This window comes from Microbacterium sp. ZW T2_14, assembly GCF_044987405.1.
In the GTDB taxonomy this organism is placed as follows: Bacteria; Actinomycetota; Actinomycetes; order Actinomycetales; family Microbacteriaceae; genus Microbacterium.
On record NZ_JBJDRK010000033.1, the window covers coordinates 20,624 to 41,477 of the forward strand.

Consider the following 20,854-nt stretch of genomic DNA (forward strand, 5'->3'; position numbering starts at 1 on the left):
TTCCGTCCCCTAGAGAACAGTCCCCACCGAACGAAGGAGTTCCCGTCATGAACCACAGCAAGCCGCTCGTCGGCGTCGGCATCGCCGTCGTCGCCGCCCTCGCCCTCACCGGCTGCTCCGGAGGCGGTTCCGGCGACGATGGTGCGAAGGACACGGAAGCCGCGAAGCTCAAGAGCCTCTCGATCATGGCGCCGTACCTCGTGACCAACGCGCCCGAGGCCGACAACGAGATCGAGAAGGCCGTGGAGGACGTCATCGGCGTCGACCTCGACATGACGTGGGTGCCGAACTCGTCGTACGGCGACAAGGTCAACATCACGCTGGCCGGCGGCGACCTGCCGCAGGTCATGGTGATCCAGGGCAAGGACCCGGGCTTCGTGCGCAACGCGGAGGCGGGCGCGTTCTGGGATCTCACCGACTACCTCGCCGACTACCCCAACCTCAAGACGACGTTCCCCGAGGTGCAGAAGGCGTCGAGCGTCAACGGCAAGGTCTACGGCGTGTTCCGCGCCCGCGACGTGATCCGCGAAGCGGTCCTCATCCGCAAGGACTGGCTGGAGAACCTCGGGCTCGACATGCCCAAGACCACGGCCGACCTCGAAAAGGTCGCCAAGGCGTTCACCGAGGACGACCCCGACGGCAACGGCGCGGACGACACCTACGGCCTCATCATCCCGAAGTGGCCCGGCACGATCGGCACCAACAGCCCGTGGGATGCGATCGAGACCTGGTACGGCGCCGGCAACCGCTGGACCGATCGCGACGGCGAACTGGTGCCCAACTTCACCACCGACGAATGGCTCGACGCGGTGAAGTTCGAGCGCAAGCTGGTCGAGGAGGGCGTCGTCAACCCCGACTTCGCGACGTTCGACTCGGCGAAGTGGAACGAGCCGTTCCTCAACGGCCAGGGCGGCATCATCCTCGACGTGCACTCGCGCGCCGCCGTGCTGATCAACCTGTTCAAGCAGTCCGACCCCGAGAACTTCGACAACTACGTCGACGTCACCGGCAACCTCGAGGGCCCCGACGGCGACGTGCACGCGCTGCCCACCACGGGCTACAGCGGCTTCCTCGCCATCCCGAAGTCGAGCGTCAAGACCGAGGCCGACCTCCGGGGCGTGCTCGAGGTGCTGAACAAGCTGAACTCCGAAGAGGCCGGCCCGATCCTCAACAATGGCATCGAGGGCGAGACCTACACGCTCGACGGCGACCTGGCGGTCGCGGTCGACGACGCGCCCCAGGCGCTCAAGGACACCTCGGCGAGCTACGCCCAGCTCGGCACCAACGTGACCGGATTCCAGGGCTACCTGCCCAAGCAGGCGTCCGAGTACGAGCAGGAGATGTACGACAAGCGCAAGCAGATCGAGGCCGACGACCTCAAGGTCGCCGAATTCGATCCGTCGGCGCCGTACGTGTCGCAGACCTACATCTCGAAGGGCGCTCAGCTCGACACCATCGTCGCCGACGCGCGCATCCAGTACATCGCCGGCCAGATCGACCTCGACGGGCTGAAGGACGCCATCGAACTGTGGCGCTCCAGCGGTGGCGACGACGTCATCGACGAGATCAACGAGCTGGCTGACGCCGACAAGTGATCGATGGATGCCGGGGCGGCGGGTCCTCCGCCGCCCCGGCGCCCTGAGAGGTTCTGCCATGGCCATGCTCGACACCGCCATCACCGAGACCGAGACGCTGACCGTAGCGAAGCAGTCGCGTCGTCGCCGCGGGGTGCGCGTGCACTTCACGCAGTTCAAGTGGCTCTACCTGCTGCTGCTGCCCGGGATCGTCTACTTCGTGCTGTTCCGGTACTGGCCGATGTACGGCGCGATCATCGCGTTCAAGGAGTACATCCCGTTCCTCGGCATCTCCGACAGCCCGTGGGTCGGCTTCGCGCACTTCGAGGACTTCTTCTCGAGCCCGGACTTCCCCCGGCTGCTCGCGAACACGCTGATCCTCGCCCTGCTGAGCCTGCTGATCGCGTTCCCGCTGACGATCATCGTCGCGCTGCTGCTCAACGAGCTGCGCGTGACGGTCCTCAAGCGGACGACGCAGACGCTCCTCTACGTGCCGCACTTCCTGTCGTGGACGGTGGTGGCGTCGCTGACCTACCTGCTGTTCGCCCTCGACGTCGGTCCGCTGTTCCAACTGATCAACGGCATGCTCGGCACCGACATCAACTTCCTGGCCGATCCGGCATGGTTCCGTCCGATCATCGTGCTGCAGGACATCTGGAAGAACACCGGCTGGGGCACCATCATCTTCCTCGCGGCGCTCGCGGGCGTCGATCAGGCGCAGTACGAGGCCGCGATCATCGACGGCGCGGGCCGGTTCCAGCGGGTGTGGCACATCACGCTGCCCTCGATCATGCCGACCATCATCGTGATGCTGGTGCTGCAGATGGGGCAGATACTCAACACCGGGTTCGAGCAGATCTACCTCATGACCAACTCGCTCAACCGCTCGGTCGCCGACGTGTTCGACACCTATGTGTACTTCATGGGCATCACGCAGGGCTCCTACAGCTACAGCACGGCGGTGGGCCTGTTCAAGGCGGTCGTCGGCGTCGTGCTCATCTTCGGGGCGAACTGGATCGCCAAGCGCTTCAACCAGGCAGGGATCTTCTGATGGCTCGCGAGAAGTACCGCTTCAACACGCCCGCCGGCCGGGTGTTCGACGTCTTCAACGTCGTGCTCATGATCGCGATCGGCATCGTCGCGCTCATCCCGTTCATCTTCGTGCTGGCCGGATCGTTCGCGACCGAGGCCGAGCTCGCGACCCGGTCGTTCTTCCTCTGGCCCGAGACGTTCTCGCTCGACGCGTACGAGGCGATCTTCACGAGCCCCGCGTTCGTGCGGGCGCTCGTCACGACCATCACCGTCACCGCGGTGGGCACGCTCGTCCAGCTGACGCTGACCGCGGCCATGGCGTACCCGCTCAGCAAGGCGAACCTGCCCGGCGGTCGCCTGATCCTGTCGTTGATCGTGTTCACGATGGTCTTCGGCGGCGGCATGATCCCGACGTTCCTCGTCGTGAAGGACCTGGGGCTGCTCAACAACTACTGGGCGCTGATCCTGCCGATGGCGATCAACCCCTTCAGCCTGATCATCATCAAGAACTTCTTCCAGCAGCTGCCGGCCGAGCTGGAGGAGTCGGCGAAGATCGACGGCGCGAACGAGCTGCAGACGCTGTGGAACATCGTGCTGCCACTGTCGAAGCCGGTGCTCGCGACGTTCGCGCTGTTCTACGCGGTCGGCATCTGGAACGACTTCATGTCGCCGTTGCTGTACCTCAACGACAGCTCGATGTGGACGCTGCAGATGTTCCTCCGCCAGGTGACGGTGGCCACCGACCTGTCGATCGTGGAGTCCGACCCCACCCAGCTGCCGCCCGCGCAGGGCATCAAGTTCGCCGTCATCATCGTCGCGACCCTGCCGATCGTGCTGTTCTATCCGTTCCTGCAGAAGCACTTCGCGAAGGGGATGCTGATCGGATCGGTGAAGGGGTGACGCTGCTGTACCGCAACCCGCTGGGGGCGGCATCCGATCTCGACGGCTGGGTCGCCGAGGGGCCCGTGAGCGCACGGGGCGTCGATGGCGCGCTGGCGCTGTCGAGCCGGGGAGGAGCGGACGACCACTGGACGCTGTGGTGCCCGGAGGTCTTCCCCGACCGGATCCGCGTCGCGTGGGAGTTCTCGCCACGCGAGGAGCCCGGCCTCGCGATGCTGTTCTTCGGCGCCTCGGCACTGGGCGGCGGCGGCATCTTCGACGACGGCGTCGCCCACCGCACCGGCCGGTACCCGCAGTACCACTCCGGCGACATCCGAACGCTGCACGTGTCGTACTTCCGCCGACGGTGGGAGGACGAACGCGCGTTCCACACGTGCAACCTGCGGAAATCGCCGGGGTTCCATCTGGTGTGTCAGGGCGCCGACCCGCTGCCGCCGGTCGTCGATGCGAAGGACGCGTTCTACCGCGTCGAGGTCGTGAAGGACGCCGCGCACGTCGCGTTCTCGATCGACGACCTGCCCCTCTTCTCCTGGACCGACGACGAGTCCACCGGTCCGCGTGTGCGCGGGGGCCGGATCGGCTTCCGCCAGATGGCGCCGCTCGTCGCCCACTACCGCAACCTGGAGGTTCATTCGCTGTGACCGCTGCACCCATCCCGCTCCGCTGGCTCGACGACGCCCCGCCCGCCCGCCTCCCAGGTGGTGCGACATGGGGCGTGCCGCTTCCGCGCGGGACCGTCGCCTCGGCTTCCGTGCTCGGCCTGCGAGAGGTCGACGGCTCGTTCCTTCCGGCGCAGTTCTGGCCGCTCGCGACGTGGCCCGACGGTTCGCTCAAGTGGGCCGGCTGCGCCGTCGGCGCGCTGGCGGTCCCCACGCAGTACGAGGTGGTGGTGGATGCCGGCGATGCAGGCCCCCGGTCGCTGAGCGAGCGCCAGCGAGACGAAGTGGAGCCCACACCCCGGTCGCTGAGCGAGCGCCAGCGAGACGAAGTGGAGCCCACACCCCGGTCGCTGAGCGAGCGCCAGCGAGACGAAGCGCAGCTCGTGCGGGTGAACCAGACGCCCGACGAGATCGTCGTCTCCAACGGTGTCGTCGACATCGCGTTCGCGCGCCCCGAGCATGCCGAGGTCGACACCCTCGTGCGCCGCGTCGTGCGTGACGGTCGTACTGTCGCCGAAGATCTCCGACTGGTCAGCCTGCTGCAGGACGAGGTGACGGAGGACGGCGGCGCCGCGCCGCGCCGGCACTTCCGCTCGCGCGTCCGCACCGTCGTGGTCGAGCAGGACGGCCCGGTGCGCGCGGTGGTGCGCGTCGAGGGCGTCCACCGCGCCGCCGACGGCTCCCGCGAATGGCTGCCGTTCACTGTGCGCGTCGTCGTCGTCGCGGGATCCGCCGATGTGCGGGTCGTGCACAGCGTGGTGTGGGACGGCGATGCCGAGCAGGACTTCCTGGCAGGTCTCGGGCTGCGGGCCGACGTGCCGCTGCGGGCTGCGCTGCACGACCGCCACGTGCGGTTCGCGGGCGCCGACGGCGGATTCTTCGCCGAGGCGGTGCGCGGGCTGACGGGGCTCCGTCGCGACCCCGGTGCTGAGGTCCGCCGGGCCCAGATCCGCGGCGAGCGGACGCCGCCGACCGCCACCTGGAACCCCGAGGTGTCGGAGCGCCTGGAACTCATCCCGGCGTGGGGCGACGTCACCCTCACCCAGCTCAGCGCCGACGGGTTCGGCATCCGCAAGCGCACTGCGCCCGGTCACGCCTGGATCGATGCCGGAGCGGGCACCCGGGCGGAGGGCTACGTCGCGATCAGCGATCCGACCGGCGGCCTCGGGGTCGGCATCCGCTCGTTCTGGCAGTCCCACCCGGGCCAGCTCGACCTCCGCCGGGCGACGAGCGACAGGGCCGAGCTCACCGCCTGGCTGTACGCGCCCGAGGCGCAGCCGATGGACGTGCGGTTCTACCACGACGGTCTCGGGCAGGACGACTTCGCGACGCAGCTCGAAGGCCTGGAGATCACCTACGAGGACTACGAGCCCGGCTTCGGCGACGCCCACGGGGTGGCCCGCACGCACGAGCTGACGCTCTTCGCGTACGCCGCGACGCCCGCGATCGAGGAGGTCGCGGCATCCGTCGCGGCCGTCCAGCGCCCGCCGCTGCTGCAGCCGACCCCCGAGCACCTGCACGCCGTCGGCGTCTTCGGCGACTGGGCGCCCGTCGACCGGTCGACCCCTGCGCGCGCCGAGATCGAAGACAGCGTCGACTTCCTGCTGGACTACTACCTCGGCCAGATCGACCAGCGCCGCTGGTACGGCTTCTGGAACTACGGCGACGTCATGCACGCCTACGACCTCGACCGGCACGTGTGGCGCTACGACGTCGGCGGCTACGCGTGGGACAACAGCGAGCTCTCTCCCGATCTCTGGCTCTGGTACTCGTACCTGCGCACCGGGCGCGCCGACGTGTTCCGCCTCGCCGAGGCCATGACCCGGCACACCGGCGAGGTCGATGTCTATCACCTCGGTCGATGGCAGGGCCTGGGCTCGCGCCACAACGTGCAGCACTGGGGGTGCAGCGCCAAGCAGCTGCGCATCTCGAGTCCGATCTACCGGCGCATCTTCCACTTCCTCACCGCCGACGAGCGGGTCGGCGACCTGCTCACCGAGTTGCGCGACAGCGACGAGCGCTTCGTCGACACCGATCCGACGCGCAAGGTGCGCACGGATGCCGCGACCTACCGCCCTGACCGCGGCGCGCTCGCCGTCGGGCTCGGCACCGACTGGGGAGCGCTGGCGGCGACGTGGCTCGCCGACTGGGAGCGCACCGGCAACGAGCGCTCGCGCGACCGGCTGCTGGGCACGATGGCCGACATCGGCAAGCTGCCTCGCGGGTTCCTCACCGGCGAGGCGCTGTACGACATCGAGACCGGCCGGTTCGACACCACGCGCGACCGGGTCGCGGTGTCGCACCTCAGTGCGGTGTTCGGCCTCGTCGAGGTGTGCAGCGAGCTCATCGACCTCGTCGACGTCCCCGGATTCCGGGAGGCCTGGCTCGAGTACTGCCGTCTCTACCTCGCCTCGCCCGAGGAGCAGGTGGCGGCCGTCGGCCAGCGGCTCACCGGCATCCATCTCGAACAGGCGCACAGTCGCTTGACCGCCTACGCTGCGGCGAGCACGGGCGACGAGGCGATGGCGGATGCCGCGTGGCAGGCGTTCGAGGGCATCGGGGAGTGGCTGGTGCACCGACGGGACTTCGTGCTCCGCCGCATCGAGGGTCCTGCGGTGCTGAACCCTGTGGACGAGGCGCCGAGCGTCGGAACGAACGACGTGGCCCAGTACGGTCTCGCCGCGATCCAGAACCTCGCCCTGATCGGTGACCGCCTGCCCGAACTGCGCTCGTAGCGGGGCGCCCGCTTCGCGTCACGTGACGGTGGGGTGACCGCGGTCGGCCCCGCTGGGTGACCGCGGTCAGCCCCGCCGGCCCGCGGTCAACGGGTGTGCGGTGGTCATCCCGCGGGCCGGGTCATCCGCGGCCCCGGGTCACCCGCGCGGGCCCGGGTCATCCGATCCGGCCGGCGCCTCGGCGATCGGTGACGGGGCTGGCGAACCCGCGGCGGTGCGTGGGGTGTGCGGCGAGCGCGTCCGGGGTCACGACCGCACCGTCGGCTGCCGCCGACGCGTAGATCGCCGCCACGAGCTCGAACGAGCGCGCCGGCTCCTCGCCGACGGCGGGAAGCGGCCCGCCGCTGCGCAGCGCGTCGAAGACATCGCGGATGAGCACGTCGTGGCTGCTGGGTTCCTCGGTGTCGGGGAGTGCCCAGTCGCCGGCCTGGTCCTCGAAGCCGGGGGCCGGGGTGATGCGCCAGTTCTCGTGCCCGTGTCCGTAGAGGTGGTCGACGGTGATCGTCGCGCGCTGCGTGTCGATGCGGATCGAGCTGGTCTCGCGAGGTGACACGGCGCTCGTGACCACCGAGGCGATCGCGCCGTTCGCGAATGCGACGGTCGCTGTGGAGGCATCCTCGGTCTGCGTCTCGCGATCGAGCCGCCAGAGCCGCGCCTGCACGCTCTCCCACTCTCCGAGCAGGAACGCGAGCAGATCGATCTGGTGGATGGCGTGGCCCAGGGTCGGGCCTCCGCCCTCGGTCTCCCACTTGCCGCGCCACGGGACCGCGAAGTAGGCCGGGTCGCGGAACCACAGCGTCTGGCACTGCGCGATGAGCGGACGCCCGAACGCGCCGTCGTCCAGCAGGCGCCTGACATGCGCGGCGGCCGTGCCGGTGCGCTGCTGGAACACCACGACGAGCTCGCGGCCCGCAGCGGCTGCCGCGGCGCGCATCTCGTCCAGCTCTTCGAGGCTGGGCGCCGGCGGCTTCTCGACGATGACGTGCGCGCCGGCCGTCGACGCCGCGACGGACTGGTCGCGGTGCGCCACCGGGGGAGTGCACACGTGCACGACGTCAGGACGCTCCGCCTCGAGCAGGCTCCCCAGGTCGTCGTACACTGCAGGGCCGCCGAACTCGCCCGCGAAGGCCGACGCGGACTCGCGGGACAGGTCGGTGACCGCGACCAGCTGCGCGTGCGGGTACGCCGCGATGGCCTGCGCATGAGCGCGGGCGATCGCCCCGGTTCCGACGATCGCGCAGCGGAGGGTGTCGGTCATTCGGGCAAACCCCTTCGTTCGGGATGCCGGTGGCCGCGGCATCCCTCCCAGCCTAAGTCGTTCGGCCGGAAAGCGCTATCCCAGATCGATGCCCGCGGGACGGTGTGGGGGTCAGCGCGGGCGGCCGGCCTGCGTGGCGTGGAGGTGCGCGTAGCGGCCGTCCGCCGCGAGCAGCTCGTCGTGGGCGCCGATCTCGACGACCCGACCGTGCTCGAGCACGACGATGCGGTCGGCCTGGCGGATCGTCGACAGCCGGTGGGCGACGACGAGAGTGGTGCGGCCGCGCATCAGGCGGTTGAGCGCCTCCTTGACGAGTTCCTCCGACTCGGGATCGAGGGCCGAGGTGGCCTCGTCGAGGAGCAGGATCCGCGGATCGCGGACGAGTGCCCGGGCGATCGCGAGACGCTGTCGCTGCCCGCCCGACAGGCGGGCGCCGCGTTCGCCGACCACCGTGTCCCAGCCGTCGGGGAGCACGTCGACGAACTCGGCGGCGTTCGCGTCGCGCAGCGCCTGGCGCAGGCGCTCCTCCGACGCATCGTCGAGGCCGTACGCGATGTTCTCCCGGATCGTCCCCTCGAACAGCACCGACTCCTGCGGCACGACGGAGACCGCCTGGCGCACCGTCCGCAGGTCGAGGCCCTGCATGTCCGCGCCGTCGAGGAGGATGCGTCCGGACGTCGGCCGCACGAAGCCCAGCACGAGGTTCAGCATCGTCGACTTGCCGGACCCCGACGAGCCGACGAAAGCCACCGTCTCGCCCGGCGGGATGTCGAGCGAGACGTCGTGGACGGCATCCCGTTCCGCGCCGTCGTAGCGGTGCGACACGTGCTGCAGCTCGAGGTGGCCGCCGACGCGTGCGACGGCGCGCTTGCCCTCGTTCTGCTCGAGGTCGGGCTCCTGCAGCACCTCCGAGATCGACCGCATCGACTCGAGGCCGCGGGCACCGACCGGGATGAGCATGAGCAGCGAGGTGAGCCCCTGCGTGAGCAGCGTGAAGTACGTCGACAGCAGCACCACCTCGCCCGGCGTGATGGGGAGGACGCCGGTGAGCGCGAAGATCGCCGCGAGCACGAGGCATCCGAGTCCCAACAGCTGCATCGCGACCCACGAGATCGACGCGACGTGTCCGTTGAGCATGTCGAGATCGAGGCCCGCGCGGCGGACGCCATCGGCGCCGGCCTGCACGCGCGAGACCGCGGTGCGCTCGAGCCCGTGGGCGCGGGTGACGGGGATGAGCGACGCCATCTCGCCCACACGGGCGGCGAAACCCTCGACCTCGCGGCGGAAGACCTCGTTGCGGGCCCGCGAACGGCGGCTGAGGGCGGCGCGCAGCACGAGCGCGATGGGCACGGTGAGGGCGTAGACCGGCAGGAACTGCGGCACGGTGATCGCCGTCATGATGATCGCGCCGATCAGCACCATCGTCGACGACAGCAGGGGGTGGGTGACCTGCTGCAGCATCAGCTCGACGTTCTCGACGTCGCGGACCACCTTCGTCTGCACGATCGATGAGCTCACCCGGGTGTGGTACCCGATCGAGAGGCTCTGCAGGCGCGCCGCGAGCGCGTTGCGCAGGTCGGCGCCGGTGTCGCGCACGACGGTCATGAAGTTGCGCGTGTAGACGATGTGCATCGGATAGTTCTGGATCAGCAGCACGGCGGCCACCGCGAACCAGACCAGCACCGTCGAGACCTCGCCGCCCGTCGCGACGAGGTCGATGATCTTCGCCGTCACCACCGGCAGGAACCACAGCGGGATCTCTTTGCAGGCGAACGCCAGGAGCGCCGCGGTCATGCGTGCGGGCCTCCGGGCGAGCAGGCGCAGCACGGATCGGCCCGGCCGGGGACCTTGGGCGATGGAGATGGTGCGAATGGCGCCGGTAAACGCTTTCTGCGTCATGATGCAATGGTACCGACGCATGCCGCGAGCAATCCCGAGAAGGACAGATATGACGTATCACCTGGCCGGCGACTCCACCGTGGCGCCCGCCAAGCCCGAGGAGCTGCCGATGACGGGATGGGGCTCGTACGTCGAGCCCGTGCTCGGCACGCCGGTGCGCAATCTTGCCTACGGTGGCGCGACCACCGCGTCATTCCTCGCTGACGGATCGTGGACGCGCCTCCTCGACGCCGTCGAGCCGGGCGACACCGTCGTCATCCAGTTCGGGCACAACGACCAGAAGCTTCCCGAGCTCGGCGCGCGCACCGGGTACACCACCAACCTGCGCGGCATGGTCGAGGACGTCCGCGCGCACGGCGCGACCGCCGTGCTGTGCACGTCCGTCGAGAGGCGCTGGTTCGACGGCGATCGCGTGACTCCGACACACGGCGGCTACCCCAACGCCGTGCGAGACCTCGCGCACGACCTCGACGTGCCGCTCATCGACCTGACGGCGTTCACGACGTGGCTCTACGAGGATCTCGGCCCCGAGGCATCCGCTGCGCTGCTCTCGCACTTCGCACCGGGTGAGCACGCGCTCTGGAGCGAGGGGCTGACCGACGACACGCACTTCCGCGAGGAGGGGGCGCGCCGGATCGCGGCCTTCGTGGGGTGGTCGCTGCGCGCCATCGAGCGGAGGGACGGCGATGAGCCGGCGAAGGGCTCGCAGCTCGTCAGCTGACCGGCGGGCTGCCGGCTCAGCCGCCGGTCGAGGCGCGGACGACGAGTTCCGGCAGGTAGACCACGTTGCCGACGTCCGCGCCGGCCGTTCCGGCGATGCGGGCCAGCAGGATCTCGGCCGCGGTGCGGCCCATCTCGCGTGCGGGCTGACGCACCGAGGTGAGAGGGACCGCGGCGATGGCGGCGAACTCGATGTCGTCGTAGCCCACCACCGCGACATCCTCCGGCACGCGCACCCCGTGCGAGATGAGCCCGTGGACGAGGCCGATCGCGAGGTGGTCGTTCGACGTGACGATCCCGTCGGGACGATCGGCGGGGGAGCGGCTCGCCAGCTCCGCGCCGGACGCGAGACCCGATGCCGACGTGGTGCGCGCGGTCCAGATCGGCTCGATCGATGCGCCAGGGTGGCTCGCCACGGCCAGCCGCGCGCCCTGCAGCCGCTCGCGCACCTGGCGCACCTCCTCGCGGGCGCCGACGAACGCCAGCCGGCGCCGTCCGGCGGCCAGCAGGTGCTCGGCGGCGAGCCGCCCCCCGGCGACGTCGTCGAACGACACCGAGGGCAGCTCGCCGGTGTCGTCGACCGCATCGACGAGGACGACCGGGATGCCGCGACCGCGCAGTCGCTGCAGCCAGGGCTCGAGCGGACCGAACGGGCTCACCAGCGCTCCTTCGACCTGCACGCGCTCGAAGAGCTCGAGGTGGTCGCGCTCCTTGGCGATGTCGTCGCTGGAGTTGCCGACGAGCACGCGGAGTCCCGAGGCGGACGCGGCGTCCTCGGCGCCGGCCACCATGTCGGCGAAGAACGGGTTGGCGATGTTGATGACGGTCATGCCGAGCAGGCCCGATCGTCCGGCCCGCAGCTGCTGCGCAGCCTGCAGCGGGACGTAGCCGAGCTGGTCGGCGGCCGAGCGAACGCGATCGATCAGGCGCTCGCTCACCATGTGCGGGCGGTTGAGCGCATTCGACACCGTGCTGATCGACACCCCGGCGCGCTGCGCGACATCACGGATGCCGACTCGCTTCATGTCGCCGTTCCGTCCTGGTCGCCCGGCGCCCGACCGGGGGCGGACGCCCCCGCGCGTCCGATGCGACCATGGTATGCGCTTTCCCTCCGCCGATCGCCGCGCCGTGCCCGCATCGGATCGTTACCTCGGCGTTACGGCCAGACATTTGACGAACGGCGCGCTCGCGCCTACTCTTCAATCGAAGCGGTTCGAAATCGAAGCGGTTCGACGAAAGATTGCCTTCCGCCCCCGACGGGAGCGGCAGCCACGTACACGAAGGAGTGACATGGGACGGCGTCATGCTCACCCGGCAACGGCCTCGACGGGCTCAGCGGCCCGGCACCCGGTCACGATCCGATGACCACGCAGGCGCAGGCGCAGACGGTCTTCCAGGAGGCGGCCGTCCACAACCTGGATGCGAACGGCAAGAAGCGCCGCGGTCGGCGGCTGCGGCCGGCGGGCAGCCGGACCTCGTTCACGCTGTTCCTCTGCATCGTCCCGTTCCTGATCCTGGCGTTCCTGTTCTCGTACCTGCCGCTGTACGGGTGGATCTACTCGCTGTACGACTACAAGCCGGCTCTCGGGCTGGAGGGCAGCGAGTTCGTCGGTCTGCAGTGGTTCCAGATGCTGGTGAGCTCGCCCACGCAGATGGCCCAGATCGGCCAGGTGCTGATGAACACCCTGGCGATCAGCTTCCTCGGGATCGCGACATCCGTCCTGCCGCTGTTCTTCGCGATTCTCCTCAACGAGATCAAGGCGCCCTGGTTCCGCAGCTCGGTGCAGACGCTGACGGCGCTGCCGAACTTCATCTCGTGGGTGCTCGTCTACATGATCGCGTTCTCGCTGTTCTCGAGCTCGGGGCTGGTCAACGACGTCCTCGCCGACACGGGGCTCATCACGACGCCGATCAAGTTCCTCGACAGCGACCAGAACGTGTGGATCACGATGACGCTCTGGAGCATCTGGAAGGGGCTCGGCTGGGGGGCGATCATCTACCTGGCCTCGATCGCGGGCATCGACCAGTCGCTGTACGAGTCGGCCCGCATCGACGGCGCCGGCCGCTTCCAGCTGATGCGGTACATCACGCTGCCGCAGCTGATGCCGACGTACCTCGTGCTGCTGCTGCTGTCGATCGCGAACATCCTCAACAACGGCATGGAGCAGTACTACGTGTTCCAGAACGCGTTCAACAAGGAGTGGATCCAGGTGCTCGACCTGTACGTCTACAACATCGGCATGACGGGCAACAGCCTGTCGCTGGCGACCGCGATCGGCATGCTGAAGTCCCTCATCTCGGTCGCCCTGCTGCTCACCGTCAACGCGGTCTCCAAGCGCGTCCGCGGCGAATCGATCGTGTGAGGGGCCGGCCATGACGACGACGATGACCAAGACGCTCACCACCACGAAGCGCGGCGACACCTCGGCGCGCTACCGGGCCTCGGCCGGCGACATCCTGTTCCGCATCGGCAACTACGCCCTGTTCCTGCTGTTCGCGCTGATCTGCGCGTACCCCTTCTACTACCTGATCATCAACTCGGTCAGTGCCAACGACGTCTCGGCGCTGGGTGACGTCCGGCTGTGGCCGGTCGGGTTCCACCTGTCCAACTACGGCCAGGTGTTCCAGCTGCCCGGACTGCCGATGGCGGCAGTGGTCAGCATCGGGCGCACCGTGATCGGCACGGCCCTCACCGTGCTCGCCTCCGCGTTCCTCGGGTTCATGTTCACGCAGACCCGCATGTGGGGACGCAAGTTCTGGTACCGCTTCCTCATCATCACGATGTACTTCAGCGCCGGCCTGATCCCGGTGTTCATCATCATGAAGACGCTGGGACTGACCAACAACTTCTGGGTCTACGTGCTGCCGTTCGTGGTGCAGCCGTTCAACGTGATCCTCGCGAAGACCTACGTCGAGTCGATGCCGCGGGAGCTGCAGGAGGCCGCCGAGGTCGACGGCGCCAACATCCTGCAGGTCTTCTTCCGCGTGTACCTGCCGAACATGACGCCGATCCTCGCGACCATCGCGATCTTCAGCGCGGTCACGCAGTGGAACAGCTTCCAGGACACCCTGATCTACATCACCGACCAGAGCCTGTACACGCTGCAGTACCTGCTCTACATGTTCATCAACCAGGCGTCCAGCCTCGCCCAGGCCGCGCAGAACGCCGGCGGCAATCTCGGGCAGATCGCCGGGGTGGCGACCCAGCAGACGCCGACGTCGATACGCATGACCGTCTCGGTGCTGGTCGTGCTGCCCATCATCTTCATCTACCCCCTGTTCCAGCGCTTCTTCGTGAAGGGCATCATGCTGGGCGCCGTCAAGGGTTGACGGCGGCCACGCACCACCAAGAAAGGAAAGCAATGAAGCTTCGAAAGAAGGTGTCCCTGGCGCTCGTGACGCTGCTCGCGGCGGGTTCCCTCGCCTCCTGCAGCGCGGGCGGCGCCGAGCAGGGCGCGATCGACGAGTTCCCCGAGAAGTGGGACAAGGAGATCACGATCGACGTGTTCGACGGTCTCGCGAACTACATGGGCATCCAGCAGGGCTGGTTCGCCAAGATCGTCGAAGACAAGTTCAACATGAAGCTCAACATCATCGCCCCCAACGTGGCGGGCGGCGGTGACACTCTCTACAACACCCGCGTCGCGGCCGGTGATCTGGGCGATCTGATCATCACCGACAAGGGCGAGAAGCTCGACGAGCTCATCGAGGGCGGCCTGGTGCAGGACTCCTCGAACTACGTGGGCGCGATGGACAACCTCGCCGAGTTCGATGCGGCCGTCGACAAGCTCAATGACGGGAAGGACGGCGTCTACGGCTTCCCCTCCTCGGTCTCCTCGCTCAAGCCCACCGAGCCGTCGGAGGGCCTGAATCCCACGTTCGGCCCGTACGTGCGCTGGGACTACTACAAAGAGGCGGGCTACCCCCAGATCAGCACCCTCGAAGACCTCCTCCCGGTGCTCGCCGACATGCAGGCGGCCCACCCCACCGCCGACAACGGACAGCCCACCTACGCCTTCTCGCTGTTCAAGGACTGGGACGGCAACATGATGGTCACGGCCAAGCAGCCCGCCTGCTTCTACGGCTACGACGAGATGGGCTTCGTGCTGGCCAAGGCCGACGGCTCGGACTACCAGAGCATCCTCGACCCCGACAGCGAGTACATGCGCAACCTGAAGCTGTACTTCGACGCCAACCAGCTGGGCCTGGTCGACCCGGAGTCGACGACGCAGAACTACGACACCCTGTTCTCGAAGTTCCAGAACGGGCAGGTGCTGTTCTCGTGGTGGCCGTGGCTCGGCCAGTCGGCGTACAACACCGAAGAGAACATGGCCGCGGGCAAGGGATTCGAGATGGTCCCGCTCGAGGACCAGAACATCTTCTCGTACGGCGCTGAGGCGTACGGGGGCAAGCCCGTGTTCGCCATCGGTTCGAAGGCGGAGGATCCCGAGCGCATCGCGGCGTTCATCGACTGGCTGTACTCCGCCGAGGGCGCGTATGCCAACAGCAGCCAGACCGGCGCATCGGCCGGCCCCCAGGGTCTCACCTGGGACGTCAACGACGCCGGCGAGCCCGAGCTGACCGACTTCGGCAGCCAGGTCTTCCTCGAGGGCGGCGCGACCGTTCCCGAGGAGTGGGGCGGCGGCGACTACGCCGACGGCGTCTCGGCCCTCAACCTGAATGCGGTCCTGCCGATCGAGGTCGACACCGAGACCGGGCTGCCGTACAGCTACACGTTCTGGCCGACGTACCAGGCATCCATCGCCAACCCCCTCACCGAGGACTGGTCGGCGAAGATGGGCGGCGTCACCTCCACCATGGAGTATCTGCAGACCAACGACCAGGTGCTGGTCGCGCCGGGTGCGAGCTACGCGGCGCCGGCCGACAGCTCCGAGATCGAGACGCTCCGCAACCAGGTCAAGGAGATCATCAAGCAGCTCTCGTGGCAGATGGTCTTCGCCGACAGCGAGGCGCAGTTCGAGTCGCTCCGCGACGAGCTCATCGAGACCGCGAACGGTCTGGGCTACGAGCAGGTGCTCGAGTTCGACATGGACAACGCCAAGTCGCAGAACGACGCGCGTGTCGCCGTGACGGAGGAGTTCGCCGGCTGACCCCCGCGTGACGCGAAGGGCTCGGGATGCCGCATCCCGAGCCCTTCGTCGTCCCCTGCGTGGCGGTAGTTGTGCCCTGCGCTGGGGTGCCGGGCGCGGCATCCGTGTCGGTAGTCGTCTGTCGGATCGGGACTCCGCGCATCCTCATCTGAGGACGTGGGCCGAGCTGAGGGCGGATCCGCGCGTATCGGTCCGCATCTCGGCCTGGTTCCTCAACTGAGGATTGCGGGCAGCGCGGCTGCGGGCTTTCGCGCATCCTCATCTGAGGACGTGTGCCGAGCTGAGGGCGCATCCGCGCGTATCGGTCCGCATCGTGGTCTGGTTCCTCAACTGAGGATTGCCGGCGGCGCGGATGCGGGCTTCCGCGCGAGCGTTCCTCATCTGAGGACGTGTGCCGAGGTGAGGGCGCATCCGCGCGTATCGGTCCGCATCTCGGCACACGTCCTCAACTGAGGAACGCTCGCGGGAGACGGATGCCGCGACCGCCGCCCCGTCGCAGCCCCGCCGCCCGCCGCGAGACGGGGATTTCCGCCGTCGAGACAAGGGATTCGCGCCGAGACCGAGGACGTGGCCCTCGGTCTCGACGAGAATCCCCGGTCTCGACGAGACAAGGCGGCGCGGACCGCCGGGACCGCCGCGCCGACGCGCCTCAGGCCTCGTGGCGGGTGAAGACGTTGCGGAAGAGGAAGGCCGTGGCGTAGGCGCCCACCGAGAACCCGATGGTGCCGACGAGGATCGCGGCCGGCGGGAACAGGATCATGAGGGCCACCGCGGTGACGGGGATGATGAGCACGCCGAGTGTGCGGACGGGCTCTGCCGCCGGGAGCAGCAGCGCGTTCTTGAGCGTCTGGCCCACCGTGTTGCGGAAGTACGCCACCTGGGCCATCGCATAGAGGAACGCGGCGAACAGGTACACCGCGCCGATCACGGCCACGACGCCGGCAACCCCCGCGAAGAGCGCGGGGTGTGCGAACCAGAACACGCTCGAGAATCCGAGGAGAGCGGCCGGCGCGAGCAGGCACAGCATCAGCACCGTCGCCCGCCCGAAGTTCGTGCGGAACGCGGGGAAGAAGTCCTTCAAGGGCCGGCCGCTCTCGTCGTCGGAGTACCGGATCGTCACCTCGTAGAGGGCGCTCGTCGCGGCGCCGATCGTCACGATCGGCAGGCACAGCACGATGTAGAGCAGGTTGAGCGCGACGAACGTCAGGAACGTCGAGAAGCCGCCGAGGGTGCGGCTGTCGGGGTCGATCCTCATCAACCGGCCACCCGCTGCCCGGGCCTCGAGATGTGCGCGCCGATCGCCGTCATGACGCCGCGGGCGCTCCGGTCAGGAGGGGCGGCAGCAGCCGCACCGCAGGCTTCGCGCCGTTCGCGAGGATCTCGCAGATCATGTCGGTCGCCGCCGCGCCGATGGCCTCCGCCGGCACCGCGATGCTGTCGGCGAGGCCCGAGACGGAGCGTGCCACGTCATCCGGGCACAGCGCGACGACGGCCAGGTCGTCGCCGCGCGCGTGCCCGCGCTGCGCGATGGTGGTGGCGACGTGCGGCAGCGCGCCCTCGTTGTGCACGAAGAATCCGGTGATGTCGGGGTCATCTGTCATCACCGCGTCGACGGTGGCGACCGACTCCGCGCTGCTCGGGCACGCGTGCACGCTGCCGGTCACCCCGTTGGCCTCGCAGGCCGCCAGGAAGCCGCGCGCGAGGCGGTCGGCGTAGGACGTGTGGCGCGACATGACCTCGGGCGGCGAGCCGATGAGGGCGACCCGCCGGTGCCCCAGCGCGACGAGGCGGTCCACCGCGAGCCAGCCGGCCGCCTCGAAGTCGAAGTCGACGCACGGGATCGCGCGGCGGCCCTCCGGCAGTCCGATGAGGACGCTCGGATGCCCGAGCCCCGAGAGGGTGTCGATGCGGGGGTCGTCGGACTCGACATCCATCACCAGCAGCGCGTCCACCATCGACCCCTTCGCCGCGCGCTGCAGCGCCTTGGCGTCGTCACTGGCGAGCAGGAGGATGTCGTAGCCGTGCTTGCGCGCCTGCGTCACGACCCCGGTGACGATCTGCATGATGACGTGCACGTCGACGCCGGTGCGCAGCGGCGCCTGGAGGCCGATGACGTTGGTCGACCGCGACGCGAGCGAACGCGCGCCGGCATGGGGGCTGAAGCCGAGGTGGTCGATGGCCTTCTCGACGCGGTCGCGCGTCTCCTGCGAGATGGCCCGCTTGCCGCTCATGACGTACGACACCGTCGAGATCGACACGCCCGCCGCCTGTGCGACGTCCGCGATCGTCACCATGAGGTTCCCCGTTCTCCTGCTTCGATCACCCGCGTGGTTCCGGGGGCGAGCTCGTATGTGCCGAGCGAACCGTCCGGCCCGTGCACCATCATTGTCGCGGGTCGCGCGCCGGCTCGAAGCCGCGCTCGCACGAGCCGCCCGCCGGCCCACTCCACGTCCACCGACACGTCCCCTCGGGAACGGATGCCGCGCACGGCGCCGTCCGGCCACTGCGGCGGCAGCGCGGGCAGCAGTTTCAGCCGCACGCGAGCCGGGTCGACAGGTCCCGACGGGTCGCCGACCCCTCCAGACCCGGACTCGAGCGGCGCGTCGAAGGACTGCAAGAGCGCCTCGGCGATCGCCGCGGTCAGCCCGAGATTGCCGTCGATCTGGTACGGCGGGTGGGCGCTGAACAGGTTCGGATAGAGCCCGCCGCGGTGCTCCGCAGCGGCGTCGGAGTCGTGTCCTCGCGCGCCCACCTCGGCCGGCCGGAGCGCCAGCCGCAGCTGGGCGTGCACCGCCTCGCCGTCGCCCAGCCGCGCCTGCATGGCGGCGCGCCACGCGAGCGCCCAGCCGGTCGACTCGGGACCGCGCAGCCGGATGGACTCGGATGCCGCGCGCGCGAGTCCCGGCGTCGCCTCAGGCGTGATCTGGGCCAGCGGGAAAAGCCCGACGAGGTGGGAGAGATGGCGGTGCTCGGGTTCGGCCTCCGGGCGTTCGCGGTCCCACTCGAGGAGGTCGCCCCGTGCCGAGATGCGCGGGTCGGGCAGCCTCCCCGTGAGCGCGGCGAGCTCCGCCACCCAGGGGGCGTCGACGCCCAGCGCCGCGGCACCGGCGCGGCAGATGCCGGCCAGCGCGCGCAGCAGCGCGACGTCCATCGCCGCCGTGATCGCGACCCCGCGCTCGCGGCCATCGGCGTCGAGGTAGTGGTTCTCGGGAGAGGTGGAGGGGCTCGTCCACGCCCGTTCGCCGTCGGTCCGGATCCACGACAGGGCGAAGGCCGCGGCCGACGAGAGCACCGGCCACGCCTCGTCGCGGAGGAAGTCGCGGTCGCCGCTGAACGCGTAGTGGTCCCACAGGTGCAGTGCGAGCCAGACCCCGCCCAGCGACCAGTTCGCCCATGCGGGGTCGCCGCGACCCGCGCCGACGGGGGCGGCATACGCCCAGGCATCCGAATTGTGATGGGCGACCCAGCCGTCGGCGCCGTAGAGCTCGCGCGCCACGAGGGGGCCGGTGGTCTCGGAGAGCCGCCGCGTGAACCGCAGCAGCGGCTCGTGGCACTCGGCGAGGCCGGTCGTCTCGGCCGGCCAGTACGCCATCTGGGTGTTGATGTTGAGCGTGTAGGCGCTCGACCACGGACCGGGCAGCTCGGCGTTCCAGAGGCCCTGCAGCGTGATCGGCAGCCCTCCCGGCTGTGACGACGCGATCAGGAGGTAGCGCCCGTAGTGGAAGGCGAGAGCCGCGAGGGAAGGGTCGTCGCTCTCCTGTGCGCGCCGCACGCGCTCGACGGTGTCGATGCTGTCGGCGCCGGACGCAGCCGGAAGCTCGAGCGCGCACCGCCGGTAGAGCTCGCCGTGGGCGGCGGTGTGCGCAGCGAGCAGTCCAGCCGCAGTGCTCGTGACATCGGCGGAGGTCGGGATGCCGCGGAGCAGGTCCTGCGCCCGCTGCAGCGCATCGCGGTCGTCGGCCGGCTCGCCCGGCAGCGAGGGGGCGGTGGCCGTGGCGATCGCGAACAGGTGGGTCGTGGCGGCGGAGGCGCTGAGCACGCCGTCGGTCACCTCGGCCGCGCCGAGCGAGCGCACGACGATCGCGCCGTGGCGTCCGGTCGCCTCGTCGTAGCGGATCGGCTCGGCGGGCTGCTCGTGCCCGGGCGCGACGTCGATCGGAAGCCACCGCTGCGTGACGAGGTCTCCGTCCACATCTGCGGCAGCGGACTTCGCCCGCAGCTGCGATCCGACGCCGAGCCGCACCGACACCGGCTTGTCGGCGGTGATCTCGTGCATGATCAGCCCCGTCACGAGGTCGGCCCAGGTGCGGTGCGTCACCCCGTCGTAGGAGTGGGTCGCGACGCCGGTCGCGAGGTCGAGGCGCCGCTGGAAGGCGTGGCGCGTTTCGTCTCGCTCGCGGTGTCTGAGCCTGTCGAAGGGCGCTCGCTCAACGACCGGGTGCTGGTTGTCCGGGGACGTTTCGTCTCGCTCGTGGTCCGGATCCCGGTCGTTGAGCGAGGGAGCGCCGGCGACCGAGACGAACCGCGCCGACCCTCCGGCCTCCGCGACCTCTATGTCGATCCATCCGAGCGGCAGGTAGGCCTGGACCCACGGCGTCTGCATCCCCTGCAGGAGCGCCTCCGCGGCGTCGAGGTCGCCCGCGTCGATCGCGGTGCGCACGGCTGCGAGCGCCTCCGGGCCGCGCGCCGTGACGCCGGCGAGGGGATCGGCGTCGGCGGTTCCCGACCACGCCGTGATGTCGTTCAGCCACAGCCGGTCGCCGCCGGCCAGTCCCGCGCACATCGCCCCGCGCAGGCCGTTGCCCACCGGGTACGCCTCGAGCCAGCGCGCCGCCGGAGCGGAGTCGCGCAGCTCGTGAAGGGCTCCGGCGAGGGGCTGGTCGACCGCATCGTCGCGGCGCGTGGACATCGTCACACCCTTAGTATATGTTCTCGGTGTTGAAGCGCTTCGAAAGTCCGAGACCGC

The 20,854-nt window shown here is 69.4% G+C and carries 15 protein-coding genes; 9 read left to right on the forward strand and 6 right to left on the reverse strand.

Annotation, left to right across the window (positions count from 1 at the left end; all coding sequences use genetic code 11):
• The first annotated feature begins 47 nt into the window (after window positions 1–47).
• Genes ACI3KY_RS12300 through ACI3KY_RS12320 form a run of 5 tightly spaced genes read left to right on the forward strand, consistent with a single transcriptional unit; the run spans window position 48 to window position 6,900 of the window.
• A complete protein-coding gene (locus ACI3KY_RS12300) occupies window positions 48–1,595 on the forward strand; it encodes an extracellular solute-binding protein (RefSeq protein ID WP_404930456.1) in 1,548 nt (515 codons plus the stop codon).
• Window positions 1,596–1,653: 58 nt separating this feature from the next.
• Window positions 1,654–2,625, forward strand: coding sequence for an ABC transporter permease (locus ACI3KY_RS12305; protein ID WP_404930457.1), 972 nt, complete (start codon window positions 1,654–1,656; stop codon window positions 2,623–2,625).
• Complete coding sequence (locus ACI3KY_RS12310) at window positions 2,625–3,506, forward strand: carbohydrate ABC transporter permease (protein WP_404930458.1); 882 nt, start codon at window positions 2,625–2,627, stop codon at window positions 3,504–3,506. Before ACI3KY_RS12305 ends, ACI3KY_RS12310 begins: the two co-directional genes overlap by 1 nt.
• Window positions 3,503–4,147: a DUF1961 family protein gene (locus tag ACI3KY_RS12315; RefSeq protein WP_404930459.1), complete on the forward strand. Its 645-nt coding sequence runs from the start codon at window positions 3,503–3,505 to the stop codon at window positions 4,145–4,147. Before ACI3KY_RS12310 ends, ACI3KY_RS12315 begins: the two co-directional genes overlap by 4 nt.
• Window positions 4,144–6,900 carry a Tat pathway signal sequence domain protein gene (locus ACI3KY_RS12320; protein ID WP_404930460.1) on the forward strand — a complete coding sequence of 919 codons (2,757 nt, stop codon included), beginning with the start codon at window positions 4,144–4,146 and terminating at the stop codon, window positions 6,898–6,900. The genes ACI3KY_RS12315 and ACI3KY_RS12320 overlap by 4 nt, the downstream gene beginning before the upstream one ends.
• Window positions 6,901–7,057: 157 nt before the next feature.
• On the opposite strand, the gene ACI3KY_RS12325 is transcribed toward ACI3KY_RS12320, so the two are convergent.
• Both ACI3KY_RS12325 and ACI3KY_RS12330 read right to left on the reverse strand, forming a co-directional pair.
• A complete protein-coding gene (locus ACI3KY_RS12325; protein WP_404930461.1) occupies window positions 7,058–8,158 on the reverse strand; it encodes a Gfo/Idh/MocA family protein in 1,101 nt (366 codons plus the stop codon).
• 111 nt (window positions 8,159–8,269) lie between these two features.
• A complete protein-coding gene (locus tag ACI3KY_RS12330) occupies window positions 8,270–10,057 on the reverse strand; it encodes an ABC transporter ATP-binding protein (protein WP_404930462.1) in 1,788 nt (595 codons plus the stop codon).
• 49 nt (window positions 10,058–10,106) lie between these two features.
• Here ACI3KY_RS12330 and ACI3KY_RS12335 point away from each other — a divergent pair, with 49 nt between their 5' ends.
• Entirely contained in the window at window positions 10,107–10,778 is a 672-nt protein-coding gene (locus ACI3KY_RS12335) for a rhamnogalacturonan acetylesterase (RefSeq protein WP_404930463.1), read from the forward strand.
• Window positions 10,779–10,794: 16 nt separating this feature from the next.
• On the opposite strand, the gene ACI3KY_RS12340 is transcribed toward ACI3KY_RS12335, so the two are convergent.
• A complete protein-coding gene (locus tag ACI3KY_RS12340; protein ID WP_404930464.1) occupies window positions 10,795–11,802 on the reverse strand; it encodes a LacI family DNA-binding transcriptional regulator in 1,008 nt (335 codons plus the stop codon).
• 336 nt (window positions 11,803–12,138) lie between these two features.
• On the opposite strand from ACI3KY_RS12340, the gene ACI3KY_RS12345 reads away from it, so the two are divergent.
• Genes ACI3KY_RS12345 through ACI3KY_RS12355 form a run of 3 tightly spaced genes read left to right on the forward strand, consistent with a single transcriptional unit; the run spans window position 12,139 to window position 15,888 of the window.
• Window positions 12,139–13,140 carry an ABC transporter permease gene (locus ACI3KY_RS12345; RefSeq protein WP_404930465.1) on the forward strand — a complete coding sequence of 334 codons (1,002 nt, stop codon included), beginning with the start codon at window positions 12,139–12,141 and terminating at the stop codon, window positions 13,138–13,140.
• Between the two features lie 10 nt (window positions 13,141–13,150).
• Entirely contained in the window at window positions 13,151–14,107 is a 957-nt protein-coding gene (locus ACI3KY_RS12350) for a carbohydrate ABC transporter permease (RefSeq protein ID WP_404930466.1), read from the forward strand.
• Between the two features lie 32 nt (window positions 14,108–14,139).
• Window positions 14,140–15,888, forward strand: coding sequence for an ABC transporter substrate-binding protein (locus tag ACI3KY_RS12355; protein WP_404930467.1), 1,749 nt, complete (start codon window positions 14,140–14,142; stop codon window positions 15,886–15,888).
• A 649-nt stretch (window positions 15,889–16,537) separates the two neighbouring features.
• Here ACI3KY_RS12355 and ACI3KY_RS12360 read toward each other — a convergent pair.
• The 3 genes from ACI3KY_RS12360 to ACI3KY_RS12370 are packed head-to-tail and all read right to left on the reverse strand — an operon-like array spanning window position 16,538 to window position 20,797.
• Window positions 16,538–17,143, reverse strand: a complete 606-nt coding sequence (locus ACI3KY_RS12360) for a YesL family protein (protein WP_404930468.1) — start codon at window positions 17,141–17,143, stop codon at window positions 16,538–16,540.
• A gap of 49 nt (window positions 17,144–17,192) precedes the next feature.
• The gene (locus tag ACI3KY_RS12365; RefSeq protein WP_404930469.1) at window positions 17,193–18,182 is read right to left on the reverse strand and encodes a LacI family DNA-binding transcriptional regulator; all 990 of its coding nucleotides are present in this window, start codon (window positions 18,180–18,182) and stop codon (window positions 17,193–17,195) included.
• Window positions 18,176–20,797, reverse strand: coding sequence for a glycosyl hydrolase family 95 catalytic domain-containing protein (locus ACI3KY_RS12370; protein ID WP_404930478.1), 2,622 nt, complete (start codon window positions 20,795–20,797; stop codon window positions 18,176–18,178). The genes ACI3KY_RS12365 and ACI3KY_RS12370 overlap by 7 nt, the downstream gene beginning before the upstream one ends.
• Window positions 20,798–20,854 lie beyond the last annotated feature (57 nt).